Source organism: Paenibacillus sp. JT22N1 (assembly GCF_059692155.1).
Map to the genome: position 1 here is coordinate 316,789 of NZ_JCAUAW010000001.1, position 12,341 is coordinate 329,129.

Annotated in this window: 15 protein-coding genes and 1 tRNA gene; 9 read left to right on the forward strand and 7 right to left on the reverse strand. The window is 45.7% G+C overall.

Features of this window, described 5'->3' with window-relative positions:
• Positions 1 to 104 precede the first annotated feature (104 nt).
• Positions 105 to 1,310, reverse strand: coding sequence for an S-methyl-5-thioribose kinase (gene mtnK, locus AC58UU_RS01415; protein WP_497312311.1), 1,206 nt, complete (start codon positions 1,308 to 1,310; stop codon positions 105 to 107).
• 823 nt (positions 1,311 to 2,133) lie between these two features.
• Positions 2,134 to 2,206, reverse strand: a tRNA-Ala gene (locus AC58UU_RS01420).
• Positions 2,207 to 2,416: 210 nt separating this feature from the next.
• On the opposite strand from AC58UU_RS01420, the gene AC58UU_RS01425 reads away from it, so the two are divergent.
• Together AC58UU_RS01425 and AC58UU_RS01430 are read left to right on the forward strand one after the other, a co-directional pair.
• The gene (locus AC58UU_RS01425; protein ID WP_171690102.1) at positions 2,417 to 2,704 is read left to right on the forward strand and encodes a hypothetical protein; all 288 of its coding nucleotides are present in this window, start codon (positions 2,417 to 2,419) and stop codon (positions 2,702 to 2,704) included.
• Between the two features lie 16 nt (positions 2,705 to 2,720).
• Positions 2,721 to 3,236: a VanZ family protein gene (locus AC58UU_RS01430; RefSeq protein WP_497312313.1), complete on the forward strand. Its 516-nt coding sequence runs from the start codon at positions 2,721 to 2,723 to the stop codon at positions 3,234 to 3,236.
• Here the strand turns inward: AC58UU_RS01430 and AC58UU_RS01435 are convergent.
• Positions 3,214 to 3,363 carry a hypothetical protein gene (locus tag AC58UU_RS01435; protein ID WP_156396556.1) on the reverse strand — a complete coding sequence of 50 codons (150 nt, stop codon included), beginning with the start codon at positions 3,361 to 3,363 and terminating at the stop codon, positions 3,214 to 3,216. The genes AC58UU_RS01430 and AC58UU_RS01435 overlap by 23 nt on opposite strands.
• Positions 3,364 to 3,477: 114 nt before the next feature.
• Between AC58UU_RS01435 and AC58UU_RS01440 the strand changes: the two genes are divergently transcribed.
• Positions 3,478 to 5,304, forward strand: a complete 1,827-nt coding sequence (locus AC58UU_RS01440; protein ID WP_497312316.1) for an SgrR family transcriptional regulator — start codon at positions 3,478 to 3,480, stop codon at positions 5,302 to 5,304.
• A 60-nt stretch (positions 5,305 to 5,364) separates the two neighbouring features.
• Positions 5,365 to 5,766, forward strand: coding sequence for a hypothetical protein (locus tag AC58UU_RS01445; RefSeq protein ID WP_497312318.1), 402 nt, complete (start codon positions 5,365 to 5,367; stop codon positions 5,764 to 5,766).
• A gap of 18 nt (positions 5,767 to 5,784) precedes the next feature.
• Here the strand turns inward: AC58UU_RS01445 and AC58UU_RS01450 are convergent, their stop codons facing one another.
• Complete coding sequence (locus tag AC58UU_RS01450; protein WP_497312320.1) at positions 5,785 to 6,045, reverse strand: hypothetical protein; 261 nt, start codon at positions 6,043 to 6,045, stop codon at positions 5,785 to 5,787.
• Between the two features lie 188 nt (positions 6,046 to 6,233).
• On the opposite strand from AC58UU_RS01450, the gene AC58UU_RS01455 reads away from it, so the two are divergent.
• The gene (locus tag AC58UU_RS01455) at positions 6,234 to 6,899 is read left to right on the forward strand and encodes a tetratricopeptide repeat protein (RefSeq protein ID WP_497312322.1); all 666 of its coding nucleotides are present in this window, start codon (positions 6,234 to 6,236) and stop codon (positions 6,897 to 6,899) included.
• Positions 6,900 to 6,912: 13 nt separating this feature from the next.
• Here the strand turns inward: AC58UU_RS01455 and AC58UU_RS01460 are convergent, their stop codons facing one another.
• Positions 6,913 to 7,965, reverse strand: a complete 1,053-nt coding sequence (locus AC58UU_RS01460; RefSeq protein WP_497312324.1) for an acyltransferase — start codon at positions 7,963 to 7,965, stop codon at positions 6,913 to 6,915.
• Between the two features lie 271 nt (positions 7,966 to 8,236).
• On the opposite strand from AC58UU_RS01460, the gene AC58UU_RS01465 reads away from it, so the two are divergent.
• A complete protein-coding gene (locus AC58UU_RS01465) occupies positions 8,237 to 8,668 on the forward strand; it encodes a DUF86 domain-containing protein (RefSeq protein WP_497312326.1) in 432 nt (143 codons plus the stop codon).
• A gap of 84 nt (positions 8,669 to 8,752) precedes the next feature.
• Positions 8,753 to 9,385, forward strand: coding sequence for a helix-turn-helix transcriptional regulator (locus AC58UU_RS01470; protein ID WP_497312328.1), 633 nt, complete (start codon positions 8,753 to 8,755; stop codon positions 9,383 to 9,385).
• Between the two features lie 43 nt (positions 9,386 to 9,428).
• Here AC58UU_RS01470 and AC58UU_RS01475 read toward each other — a convergent pair whose 3' ends face one another.
• A complete protein-coding gene (locus AC58UU_RS01475; RefSeq protein ID WP_497312330.1) occupies positions 9,429 to 10,061 on the reverse strand; it encodes a bifunctional 4-hydroxy-2-oxoglutarate aldolase/2-dehydro-3-deoxy-phosphogluconate aldolase in 633 nt (210 codons plus the stop codon).
• Positions 10,062 to 10,237: 176 nt separating this feature from the next.
• On the opposite strand from AC58UU_RS01475, the gene AC58UU_RS01480 reads away from it, so the two are divergent.
• Positions 10,238 to 10,684 carry a DUF948 domain-containing protein gene (locus AC58UU_RS01480; RefSeq protein ID WP_497312332.1) on the forward strand — a complete coding sequence of 149 codons (447 nt, stop codon included), beginning with the start codon at positions 10,238 to 10,240 and terminating at the stop codon, positions 10,682 to 10,684.
• Between the two features lie 14 nt (positions 10,685 to 10,698).
• Positions 10,699 to 11,070 carry a YtxH domain-containing protein gene (locus AC58UU_RS01485; RefSeq protein WP_171640199.1) on the forward strand — a complete coding sequence of 124 codons (372 nt, stop codon included), beginning with the start codon at positions 10,699 to 10,701 and terminating at the stop codon, positions 11,068 to 11,070.
• 48 nt (positions 11,071 to 11,118) lie between these two features.
• Here the strand turns inward: AC58UU_RS01485 and AC58UU_RS01490 are convergent, their stop codons facing one another.
• A complete protein-coding gene (locus AC58UU_RS01490) occupies positions 11,119 to 12,234 on the reverse strand; it encodes a phosphodiester glycosidase family protein (protein ID WP_497312334.1) in 1,116 nt (371 codons plus the stop codon).
• Between the last annotated feature and the right edge of the window lie 107 nt (positions 12,235 to 12,341).

Genomic DNA, 12,341 nt, shown 5'->3' on the forward strand with positions numbered 1-12,341 from the left:
TAGAAGATTCCTTCGTAGTAGGGGAGACCTATCAATATCTGGCAGATCGTTCGTGACATCATGTTGTCTATAATGATCGCCGTTTCAGCGTACCACTCAGCTCCTTAGTTTACAGCTTTTAAAGCGATATCCAGCACTTCCTCAATTGAGCGGGCGGAGCGGTTCCGTTTGATCAGTGCCACACCGATCTCCAGCGCGATCCGCTGTGCCCGTTCGCGGGCAGCGACATCCTCAATATGCTCGATGTCCGCGACGTGGATAAAACCATGGACGCGGCACACCATTTTCGCCCCGGCAAAGCCGATTGTGTCCTGCAGTAGTCTTGCTACATACAAAGCCTGATATCCTCGGGTTTTCGCCATCCGGTCGGCAGCATGCCCGTTCCAAAGCTCGCGGAACTGAAGCTCGAATTGTGTCCATAAGTCGCGAACGGTATTCAGCAGGTAGCGGCGGTAATCGGTGCGCTCCTGCGCATCCGTGCTCCAGCCCTCTTGGCCTGAATAGTTCAGCAGCAGATTGGCGATAACCGTCCCGATATCAAAGCCCATCGGACCATAAAATGCAAATTCGGGATCAATGACCTTCATCGAATCCAGCTTGATGAAGATATTATCTGTATGCAAATCGCCATGCAGCAGGGCCTGTGCTTTCGTCAGAAATATATCCCGCAGCAGCGCGACCTCGAGATGCAGCTCCGTATCAGCCCAAATGCGCTCAACAGCATCTCGGATATGAGGCTCGAAGATATTCATCCGGGACTTCTTATAAGGAGCGTCAAAGATGAGATCCTCGGTGATATTGCAAAGCTCCGGATTGATGAAAGCTTTCACCCGCTGTTTCTTCTCTTGTAGGTCCATGGCCAGGTCCGAGGTGAAGAACAACGTCCGCGCCAAGAATGATCCGATATGCCCGGTGAACAACGGATAACGGCCCCGCTCCATTAGTCCGCGGCGCATGATGATGTGATCGCTCAAATCCTCCATGACTATCAACGCCATATCCGGCTCGTACGCGTATATCTTTGGCGTCTGATCAGGACAAAGCTCCCCTTGAATGCGCAAAGCTTCACTTTCAATGCGTACTCTGTCCAGCGTCAAGGGAACCGATTCGCCGACCACCTTGACGTAAGGCAACGCCTGCTTCAGAATTAAGCCCTGCCCTGATGCAGGGTCCGATATTTGAAACACAAGGTTAAGATTACCGTCGCCGATCTCCCGTGACTTCAGCTGCGCGCCAGCCGGGAATACTCCCTCGATGCCACGTGCATACTCGACCGCTTCCGCTTGTTTTAAGGTATGATAATTTCCCAATTCCGCATCCCTCCGAATATTGATTCCTATCTAGCCAAGTACATATCGGCGAGCACGGGCTGGAGCTGTTCCGTGACGGCAAGGGCGTATTGACGCACTGCAATGCCGGCGGCTTGGCGACAGCCCGCTAAGAAAAACAGCGTAAACTCGTTAATATATTAATAATATATGCATAGTGATTCTTGATTTCCTAAACACTTGCGTAGAAAACATTGAGGGAATGCTACTTCGTACTTCCCCTCGAACAAGTGGCTGTCGCAAAAGTCATATTCGGAAAATGAAATCCCACTTTATGTATTTCGCAGTCTGTCTGCTACTTCCATTGGATTAATCCAGTGGAAGTAGGGATTTGGCAGCATCGCGTTTTTTCTAGTATGGAGCCTAGGGGGATGTATGAATCTGGATTTAAATGACTGACGAAGAAAACTCGACGCAGACGAGCTTTTCGGTAGATTCAGACGCCGTGCTCCTGCACTTGAAGCTATTTCTTTGAAGTTGATTCATTCGTTCCGTCCGCGCGGGCGAACCTTCTCGGGGTTCTCACCCCTAGCTCCATAAAATAAAGAAGCACCGCAACCTAATGGTGGCAGTGCTTCTTTAGTATGGAGCCTAGGGGGATGTATGAATCTGGATTTAACTGGCTGACGAAGAAAACTCGACGCAGACGAGCTTAGCGGTAGATTCAGACGCCGTGCTCCTGCACTTGAAGCTATTTCTTTGAAGTTGATTCATTCGCTCCGTCCGCGCGGGCGAACCTTCGGGGTTCTCACCCCCGACTCCATACAGAAAAACGCGATCCCGTAGGATCGCGTTTTTTCTAGTATGGAGCCTAGGGGGATCGAACCCCTGACCTCATCGCTGCCAGCGATGCGCTCTCCCAGCTGAGCTAAGGCCCCTCAATGTTGCTCAATTAATGTCGACTTTTCGTATTATACATGAATTATTCAGCTCAAGCAAGCCTTGTATCGGAAAATTTTCATATAGCTTTTCTTCCATGCATAGCCATTTGACGTTTCTGTTGCAAAGAGCGCCAAACGTTGTTTTTAGCAAGTTATTCATGCTACCCTATTAGAATAAACTAGTTGTTCGTGTGGGAGTGACGAAGAGTGTCGAATGCGGTGTTGTATTGGGTTTTCTTAGGTGCAGCTTTTGTAATTCCGTTTGTTATCGGTGTGTGGTTAATGCGGAAAACGAATCGATTGGGATTCTCTTTCTGGATAACGACAGCTTTGAATATTGTTATGACGTTGGCTGCTGCGTTTTGGTGGAAGTCAGTGACGGATGATCCGTTCCGCATGATGTTTGGGATGGCCTTCTATGGGGTATCCGCAGTAAATCTGATGGTTATTGAATTTTTTGCTTTATTCAGCATTCGTAAGAAATTGAATCCTTAAGGGGAATGAGTCACTGATGACGAAATCATATTCATCATTTTATTATTATTTTTTCATGACTGCTGCCGTCCTTTGGATGGCATTTATTTTTTTGAAGTCGGCAGAATCGTATCAGCAGCAAAGCTTGCGGCCGCTGTTGGAATCCAAGCTTGCGGGCGTTCAACTGATGAACATCTTCCCACATTGGGAGTTCTCCTATGACCACCAAAAGATCTCCTGGCAAGATCCTATCGGTGTCATCGAGTTCTTCATAAGAAAAGCAGGGCATGTTAGCGAGTTCGCTATCCTTGCCCTGCTCTGGTCCTTAGCACTGCTGGCGAAGCCTGTAAAAGTGATCATGGCACTGCTCACCTCCTCCATCATTTCGTTAGTTTATGCGGCTTCCGATGAATGGCATCAAACTTTTGTAAAGGGTCGAACGGGGCATGGGATTGATGTTGCGGTCGATGCCCTGGGGATACTTCTAGCAGTTCTCCTCGTCCTAGTGGTTCTTTGGATAAGAACTAGGATTAAACGAAGAAGAATAAGTTAGTTAGAAGCATGTAGACTTTTCTTTTTTTAATCGATTTCCATTTCCAATGCTCGCGGGCTTCGCTTTCCAAATCCTGCTGCTGCCATTGCATCAGCTTCTCGGATACGTATAGATCTGTAGGTTGCATACGGTTCACTTTCCTTTCTTTTCCTGTTAGATCTAGTTTACATCTAGAATAAGGGGAACAAAAAGAGTATAATTCTCTTTAACTATTTCCCCTTTTATGGAAAGGATGTTGAGTATGCAGCTTTTGACCCATTTCTTAGAGCTTCGAGCTAGTTTTGAACATGGGGTAGAACATGAACCACAGCCTATAACGTTAGATGAATTGGCAGATAGATTGTATTGTACAACACGTAATGTAAAGATTTTGCTTAAAAAAATGATGGAGCAAGGCTGGGTATACTGGAAGCCTGGAAGAGGAAGAGGTAATGTCTCCGAGATTACGTTTCTTGTCTCCTCGGAGGATATGATTTCGAAGCAGGCGATGGAGTTGGCGGGCCGAGGCGATTATAAAGGGACAATTGAACTGATACACCAATTGGGTAGAGGAGAGGCGCTGCAGGACTCTTTCATCGATTGGTTGTTCAGTTTTTTTGGTTATCGTGCAGTCGAACTTGAGGAGCGTTATAAGGACACACTACGGTTTCCGGTCTACAAATGGCTGGTGACATTGGATCCGGCGCACTCTTTTTATGCATTCGACTGCCATCTCATTAATCAAATCTTTGACACCCTGATTGTGTACAATCCGCAAACAACGATCTTTGAGCCCCATTTGGCACATTATTGGGAAGTTAGCGAAGATGGCTTACATTACACGTTCTATTTGCGAAAAGGCGTGCTGTTTCATCATGGCAGAGAGATGACGGCGCATGATGTTTTTTACACATTTTCGAGATTGAAGGAGCTTGGCCTTTCGGCGTGTCAAGGTTGGATGACCGAAAGTATTGAGAATATGACGGTACTGAATCGAAGTGCGATTGCTATCGAGTTGATGCAGCCGAATGTGCTCTTTTTGCAGCAGTTATCTCATTCCTCAATGGCTATCCTGCCGGAGGATATTTGTCGGGATAACGAGGGAATCTTCGGACGTATGCCCATTGGGACAGGGCCTTTCAGGCTTGAACGAAATGATGATTATATCTGTAAACTTCGTGCTTTCGATGGTTATTTTGGGGTTAGGCCTCATCTGGATCAAGTGGAAATCTGGCTTTTGCCGCAGGATTTATCTGAGGTTGGCCCTAGTTGGGATATGGTGCAAGTACTTTGCGACCATACGAATTCCCGTAAACCTGTTGGTGCTGTCGGTAAAGATACGGAATGGCATCAGATTGAGCAATCGATTCTCGGCTGCAGCCTGCTTACTTTTAATCGGAATAAAAAAGGGCCTCAGCAGGATACTCGTTTCCGCAAAGCTATTGACCTGATTATCGATCGTGATCGAATGATTGAGGAGCTCGGAGGCTTCAGAGAAGCGCCTGCCAGCAGTTTTTTACCGACGTTGGATCGCAAAGGAGCTGTCTCCAGTTATCGTACTGATTTCGTTGAGGCTAAGCGCCTTCTTGATGAAATGGGGTATAATGGCGAGCCCCTTCACATGTACATTTATAGTAACAACAACGAAGATGCGCTTTGGATCTGTGAGCAGTGTTCCAAAGTTGGAATTAGGATTGAACTGACAACCCGGAGTAAGTCAGATATGATGGGGCTGGACACGATCCAAGAAGCGAATCTCATATTCTATCACATTTGTATGGAAAGCGATTATGACCTTCATATTATTCAGACGCTTAAGCAAAGCAATAGCTACGTCCGCGCCCATTTAAATAGCGAACTAATGGCTTGTGTTGATGCAGAAATCGATCGAATTCTCCAAAATGCAAGTCAAGAAGCGCGCATATGCAAGCTAAACGAGTTAATTGAAGTGCTCCAGGAGGAGAAATCGTTTCTGTTCGTGCTCCATCGTTCTCAGCAAACCACGTATCATGATTCGATCAAGGGAGTGAGCATAAACGATTTGGGTTGGGTCGATTTTCGGAAAATATGGTTCACTCCAAGCGTTTGATAAATCCTATAAAACTGGAAATACTCTTCTTTATGAAAGGTAACATTAGGAGGGTATGACATGAGGAAAATTAAACAGGCGAACATTGTTCGCTTCACAGAACGCAATGATGTTAGGTGCGCCGATGTCGAAGTTAAAGGCGATGGCATAAATGGGATTTTACTAGCTGAATTCACGGCCATGAAAGATAACGACTTTGACTTGAGGCATGTGTATCGCAAGGAAGCATCGAATGAAATCGACTGGTATGATAACAATTTACATGAGGCGTTTAAAGATGTTTCTGAGGAATTGTTCAACAACAAGGGTCTTGATAAAGAGTGGGGCAAGCGCGAGGCATTCATAGAAGAGATCTTGTCGTTTGGTTCGATTCGTAAAGAGCTGGAAGAGCATTTTCAACGTACTCGCACAGCTTCGCTTTTTCATACTGACGATGTGGAAGATCAGACCTTTTTACATTAATAAAAAAATAAACGACCCTTAAGGTCGTCTAGAATAGGGTTCGTAGCGGCTTTCCATGGCGTGCCAACGTGCGTTAGCCACGAAGAAACCAATGAAGACGAAGATGAGTAGACGAATCGGTACCCAGACCCAATTGATCTCTTGAAGCCTAAGAAATTCGATGACACTAAACAATAACGTGAGTCCGATGCCCCAAGGGAGCAGGCCGAACAGAATTAAATACTTGGATCTTCCCAGTTGTTTTCTTTTGTGCCAAATTTCTTTACGTGGATCGCTCATAGATAAACTCCCTTTTTCTTTTCATTATAGCACCGCTTCAAAAAAATCTCGAATGAGTGATCCATCTTTCAAATATATAGTAACTAGTAGAAGCACTTGGCTTAAGTCTGGGTGCTTTTTTCTTTGAATAGAGATGACCAAACAAGGAATATTATGGTAGAATAGGGAAGTTGAAAGGAGGGTTTATCGTGCTTATTAAAATACTTGTATTCGGTTTATTATGGCGCCTTGTTGGCAATCCGTTCCTTGCTCTTCTTATTTTATTAGTTATTCTGTACGTGCTGGACAGAAGATTTGTCGGGTTAACGCCAAACATATTCAAACCATTTCAATTAAGCCGCAGAGCATCTAGATTGCGAAGTGACCTGCACGCTAATCCGCATAATACGTCAGCAAAATTGGAGCTGGCAAGGATTCTAATCGAGCGCAAAAAGTTCAGCGAAGCGCTTCCCTACTTGGAACAAACTCTGCCTATTATGGAAGAATCCGCAGACGTCCACTATGAGATTGGCCTTTGCCACCTTAAGCTTGGGGATCTCATCAAAGGTGAAAGCTATATGCTCAAAGCGGTAGAATTAAATCCACGAGTCAAATTTGGTGAAGCTTATTTACGACTTGGTGAAGCTTTGGCTCCATCATCCCCAAAGAGAGCGGCGCAATTCATCGAGCATTTCCGTGACTTGCATTCTTCGTCGGTTGAAGCTTACTACCGTCTTGGCCAGCTGTACCAGCAGCTCGGCCGCGCGGAGGACGCCAAGCGCGCTTACCGCGAAGCGCTCGACATTCACCGCGGCTTGCCGCGTTACAGCCGCAGACAGCAGCGGCGATGGGCGCTATTAGCCCGCTTTAAATGAAAGAAGGTTCCGCTCAGTTGGCGGAACCTTTTCTTTGTGCGCTCGTATACAGCCGCACGAGCAGCCAAGAGCCAAAGAGTCCGATGAGAATCGACGCGACTGTGTGTAGATCGTACAGCCAGAGCTGCTCCTGAACTGGCGCAATACGATCCCAAAGCGTCAGAAGCGCGGGATGCACGAGGTAGATACCGAAAGAAGCTCCGCCTAAGGCGGATAACGCGGTGCCAAACGGTGAGCCGCTTTCCAACAGCTTACGACCCCATTGGATGCAGCATAGCGGCATCGCCATACAATAAAGGAGAAGTGCTAGTTCGAACCATGAATTCTCGATAGATGCGAGCCCGTATTCATGGAGCAATAGCATCCCCACGAAAGTGACACTTGCTAGAACCATGATGCTCCAAATCCAACTTTTATACCTTATAGACCATGCAACAATCGCCGCATAATGAATCCCCATGAAAGCACCGAAAGCAAATAGGGCAGAATAGCTTAGAAACAGTGAGGCGTATTCTGGAAGAGGATACACCCAATGATGAAAGAAATAAGCAACTGCTTGAATCCCGATACCTGTAGGTATCAGACCTTGACGAAACCGATGAGACCGTCTAGCTGCCGCCATCATCAGGGGGAATAAGAGATAGAACTGAACAATAATGACCATATAATAGAGATGATAGCTGGCATTTCCCGATATAAGCAGTTTGATTAGGTATACGACATCAAAAGCAATGTTGCCATGATAAATGAATTGATTGAATAAGTAATAGAAAAGTGACCAAAGGACATAGGGAATCAGAATTTTTCGCAATCGTTTTGTCCAGAAAACCCGCGACATTCCCGGATCCCAGCGGTCGTAATACGTATAAAATAAGACGACACCACTGATCCATATAAAGAGTGGAACCGTGAATAAACTGGCCTTGTTGAGGATGAAAAATACGGCATGAGAACCTGTTCCTAACGGTAGCTGAGTCGCGCCTGAAGTACCATGAATGACGAGAACTGCGATGATCGCAATAGCGCGCACGATGTCGATTTCGGTAAGCTTGGGCCTTGATAACATGTCTATGACTCTCCTTTTTTCACTTTTTTCACTCTATCATGAAAGAAATGAGAGAACAATACGGTTTCCAAGAGAATCTTGATCGGCTTGACGCTCCCCCGCACCCGCGATAAACTGAGAGTAGAATGAACCAAGTGAGAGTCAAGAGGGTGAATGAACGTGAGTTACGAATACGTCATGCAGGCTGTATTGTTAGTATTTCTGGTTATTATTACTTTTTTTGCAATGATGATTTGGACGAAATGGCGAAAAAGAGGACGGAGATAGCCCCATGTATTTTATTAACCATGAACAGATTAATCAAAGAATTCAGTTTCTAGCCGCTTTAGCTGATGCTAGCAAGCAATTAGAAGAGCAGTGGGCCAAAGGTACCAATGATCTTGTATGGCAGCTTGCGCAGGAACGTGTGCTGCATTTAGCGATCGAAACAGTGACAGATATAGGGAGCTTGCTGATCGATGCTTTTATTCTAAGAGATGCTAGCAGCTATGAAGATATTGTGGAAATTGTACATGGAGAAGGCGCCTATTCAGAAACATTGACAGAGACGCTGCTTCAGCTCGTGAAGCTCAGAAAGCCTCTTGTCCAGGATTATGTTGACTGGAACCGTCAGGAATTAAACCCGTTAATCCCGAAACTTCCAGCTGCTTTTGAAGAATTTGCAGGTAGTGTTCGAGCTTTTATTAAGAGTGAATTGGAATAACATACATAGTTGTTTCTTAATTTACTTATTGTTAACAATGCTGTAAAATGAGACTTAAATGACAGTTCCGAGGTAGGTGAGAGAGTGAATCATGCACTTGAGACATCCACGCGTAAAGTGATTCTTTCTATGCTCAAAACTCAGGGACCGCTAAGTGTCCATGATATTTCCAAACAGCTCGGAATTACGGAAATGGCTGTCAGGCGTCATATCCATTCCTTGGAGAAGGATGATCTGCTCGAAACGAAGCTGGTTAGGCAAGCCATGGGAAGACCGTCTAACGTGTACACGCTAGCTCCGCAAGCAGATGAATTGTTTCCCAAGAAATACATGCAGTTGACGCTCGATTTGCTAGATGAATTATTAGAAGGCGAAGGCCAGGAGAAGATCGAACGTCTTTTTGAAGGCAGGCAAGCTAAGCTTGAATCCCGGTATCAATCGCGTATGAGCGAGAAAAGCTTGGAAGAGCGGGTGGCTGAGTTAGCGCTTATTCAGAACGAGAATGGCTACATGGTGGAGTGGTCACAGCTTGGAGAGGACGCGTATATGTTTAGTGAACATAACTGTCCGATTACGCAGGTGGCGAATACTTTTGCACAAGCTTGTCAGTGTGAGTTAGCCTTGTTTCGGAATTTGCTTGATGCGAACGTGGAGCGAACCGAGTGTTTAGCGAAGGGTGCAAGCAAGTGTGTCTATATCATAAGTCAATACAAATAACCATCAACCTCGTATACGGAGGAAGATGGTTTTTTTGTATGTCCTAACGTGAAGCAGCAAGAAGACTGGCAGCTTTATCTGTAACCCACTCGAAGCGGCCTGCTTCGATTTCTTTGAGATTAATTAAGGAGCCACCGATACCTAATCCGTAACAACCAATGTTTAGGAATTGTTTGATATTCTCCTCAGTAACCCCGCCAACGGCTATCAATGGAATTTGGTCGAGAGGACCCATCAATTCTTTGATATAAGTGAGACCTAAGCTCGCACTCGGAAATACTTTAACAGCCGTAGCGCCAGCTTTCCATGCTTTAACGATTTCGGTTGGTGTCATAGCACCTGGGAAAATCGGAATCCCCTCCGTACTAGCCCAACGGATCACTTCCTCATCCATATTCGGAGTTACCAAGAATGAAGCACCGGCATGGACTGCTTTCTTAGCATCTTCAAGATCTAGTACAGTACCAGCGCCAATAAACATGTGCTGACCCGATTTATCCTGCAGCTCGCTAATCATACGCAGAGCACCTGGTGTATTGAGTGTGACCTCCATTACGGTAATGCCACCTTTAAGAAGTGCATCAGCTAAAGAGAGAATGTGGTTTTCTTGTACACCTCGAACGATAGCAATGATACGGGTGCGTTCGATTTCTATAAGTCCTTGCTCTCTGTTCATCTTAATCCTCCAAGTGTTCTAGTTTGATTTGATTTTATTATGACAGGTCTCAGAAATTTTTCCAGCTTTTTTGTGTCAAAACAAGCTGCTCCTACCTATACTGTAGTAAATCATAGGCATTCGTCTAGAAGCCGTCATCAAACCTCACAGCTGTTAGCTCCCAGGAGGTGCCCGTCATGACATGGATAGAGATAAGTATCGTCAGCTCCGCAGTTGCTTTTATCGTGCTCGTCGGTTTTGCCATTCGCATGTTGATTGCCATTGTGCAGATACTAGGCAAGTTGGGTGATACGGCTGCTCAAGCTAAGAAGAACATAGCTGAGACAGCAGAGCAAGCGGAGCAGTTGATGACGAAGGTAGGGCTGCTCACCGAAGAGGTGCATATGCAGATACTTACATTAGAACCGAGTATCCAATCTGTGGAGAAGGCAGGAGCAGCTATAGGGGATGTCGCTTCTGCACTTCACAAAGCCTCACGTGTGATGAACGAATCGATTCATGGTGCGGAAAAGGTTGTACATACCCACCAGAAGCGAATCCAAGACGCCATGGAGTGGGCAACGACGGGGTTTGAGCTGTGGCAAAGATGGCAAATTCATCGGAATGCCAAATCAGACAATTAAGGAGTGGATTTCTCATGTCCAATGAAAAAAAAGGTAAAGATCTTCTCATCGGTGCGGTTGTTGGTGGCTTGCTTGGAGCAGCAACTGCGCTTCTGTTTGCACCGAAATCCGGCAGGGAATTGAGAAGTGACATTGCGGAGCAAGCCCAAGTAGTTAGCGACAAAACCGTGCAAATCGCAAGCAACGTGAGTCAAAAAACGCAAGAAGTTGCGAAAACCGTGAGCACAACAACAACTGAACTATATGGAAAAGCAAAAGACACAGCCGTAAACGTTGTAGATACCGTTCGTTCCTGGAAAGAGCCCAAAAGTGACGAAGAGCCGGACTCCTCGGTTGAAGAAGTAAGCGAAGCTGCGGAAGATTTGGTCATTCTAGGAAATCGTTAAAACAAAAAAAGCAGGAAGCTCCGAGAATAGAGCTTTCTGCTTTTTCTTTTACCACTTGGAAGGATCAATCTTGCGAATATCTAAACCTTCCCAGACGTTCTTAATGTTCGCCGTTTCTGGATGATCGAAGAGAAGCCAAGCTGTAGGGAGGTAACGTTCCCCGTATTCACTTGATGGCTTGTTGATGATCTCATTCTTATGAACGAGTACCGTTGAGGCACCGCCATCTAAATTCGCAGCCGTTACAGCGCCATGCTCAAGGAAAATCTGCTGCACATCATAAAGCGTCGCTCCTATGCTATGCTTCTGTCTGCCATCGATGATAGCGAATAGAATGGAGCCGTCCTTCGTCTGCGCCATACTGGTCCGCGGAGCAATTCCCCAGCCATCGGCTTGGCTCTTGATCTGCCCGACACCATTCACGATGAAGCGAGGGCTGAACGAAACAGCTTCCTGAACGCCCATTTCCACAAGCTCGGAAACCTTGTATTTGCCTGCAATCATGCGGCCTTCTTTATCGATACCAACGACTTGCACTGTGCCGTTCATGCCTTTGTCATTATAAAAGATTTTGCCTCCGGAGATGACAATTCCTTCAGGCTGGAAGCCATTTCCTTCCCAATTGGGATCGATGAATCCTCCGCCATTAACACCGAGAATAGCTCCGGTTCTTTTGACCATAGAGGAAACCTTCTCCCCTTTACCCGCTTTCTCAGGTACGGCAATTCGAAGCTTTTTCGGATCCGAAATCGTGACGAGCTGACCTTTGAAATTGGTCCCCGAGATCGGTTCAATTGTGACCAAATCTTTCTTGGCGACAACAGGGGTAAGGGTGGAGTTTTGATCAATTTCAACGAATCCTTTATCCTTCTCATCGCCCATTTCGTCGAATTGCTTCCAATAGGCTTCCACGCGCTTCTGTAACTCCGTAGAACCTATCAAATATTTGGCCCATTCCCGGTGCTGCGTAGTAATCAAGGTGTCAGCCATCATTAATCTTACATTCGAACCAGAGGAAGTAAGGAAAAACCAACATAAGGACATTACAGAAAGTAAGGTAAACCCAAGTACCCCATACACGATAAAGCTCATTCCCGCAGATCTTTTGCGTTTAACTCTCGTTAGACTAGAAGACTGCTGGGAGGTGGTTTGTTGTACAGCCATTTATTCTTTACCTATCCTCTCTACCAAAAAATCAATCTAACCATCCATATAAATAAACGAAAAGAAAGGAGAAAAAGTTTCATAAATGACTGAACTTTTCTCCTTTT

Excerpts from the sequence above, each read along its gene's own strand:
- AC58UU_RS01475 (WP_497312330.1), bottom strand. The coding sequence starts at position 10,061 with ATGAACAGAGAGCAAGGACTTATAGAAATCGAACGCACCCGTATCATT.
- AC58UU_RS01460 (WP_497312324.1), bottom strand. The coding sequence starts at position 7,965 with ATGTTATCAAGGCCCAAGCTTACCGAAATCGACATCGTGCGCGCTATT.
- AC58UU_RS01445 (WP_497312318.1), top strand. The coding sequence starts at position 5,365 with ATGAGGAAAATTAAACAGGCGAACATTGTTCGCTTCACAGAACGCAAT.
- AC58UU_RS01435 (WP_156396556.1), bottom strand. The coding sequence starts at position 3,363 with ATGCAACCTACAGATCTATACGTATCCGAGAAGCTGATGCAATGGCAG.
- AC58UU_RS01485 (WP_171640199.1), top strand. The coding sequence starts at position 10,699 with ATGTCCAATGAAAAAAAAGGTAAAGATCTTCTCATCGGTGCGGTTGTT.
- AC58UU_RS01450 (WP_497312320.1), bottom strand. The coding sequence starts at position 6,045 with ATGAGCGATCCACGTAAAGAAATTTGGCACAAAAGAAAACAACTGGGA.
- AC58UU_RS01430 (WP_497312313.1), top strand. The coding sequence starts at position 2,721 with ATGACGAAATCATATTCATCATTTTATTATTATTTTTTCATGACTGCT.
- AC58UU_RS01490 (WP_497312334.1), bottom strand. The coding sequence starts at position 12,234 with ATGGCTGTACAACAAACCACCTCCCAGCAGTCTTCTAGTCTAACGAGA.
- AC58UU_RS01440 (WP_497312316.1), top strand. The coding sequence starts at position 3,478 with ATGCAGCTTTTGACCCATTTCTTAGAGCTTCGAGCTAGTTTTGAACAT.
- AC58UU_RS01465 (WP_497312326.1), top strand. The coding sequence starts at position 8,237 with ATGTATTTTATTAACCATGAACAGATTAATCAAAGAATTCAGTTTCTA.
- AC58UU_RS01480 (WP_497312332.1), top strand. The coding sequence starts at position 10,238 with ATGACATGGATAGAGATAAGTATCGTCAGCTCCGCAGTTGCTTTTATC.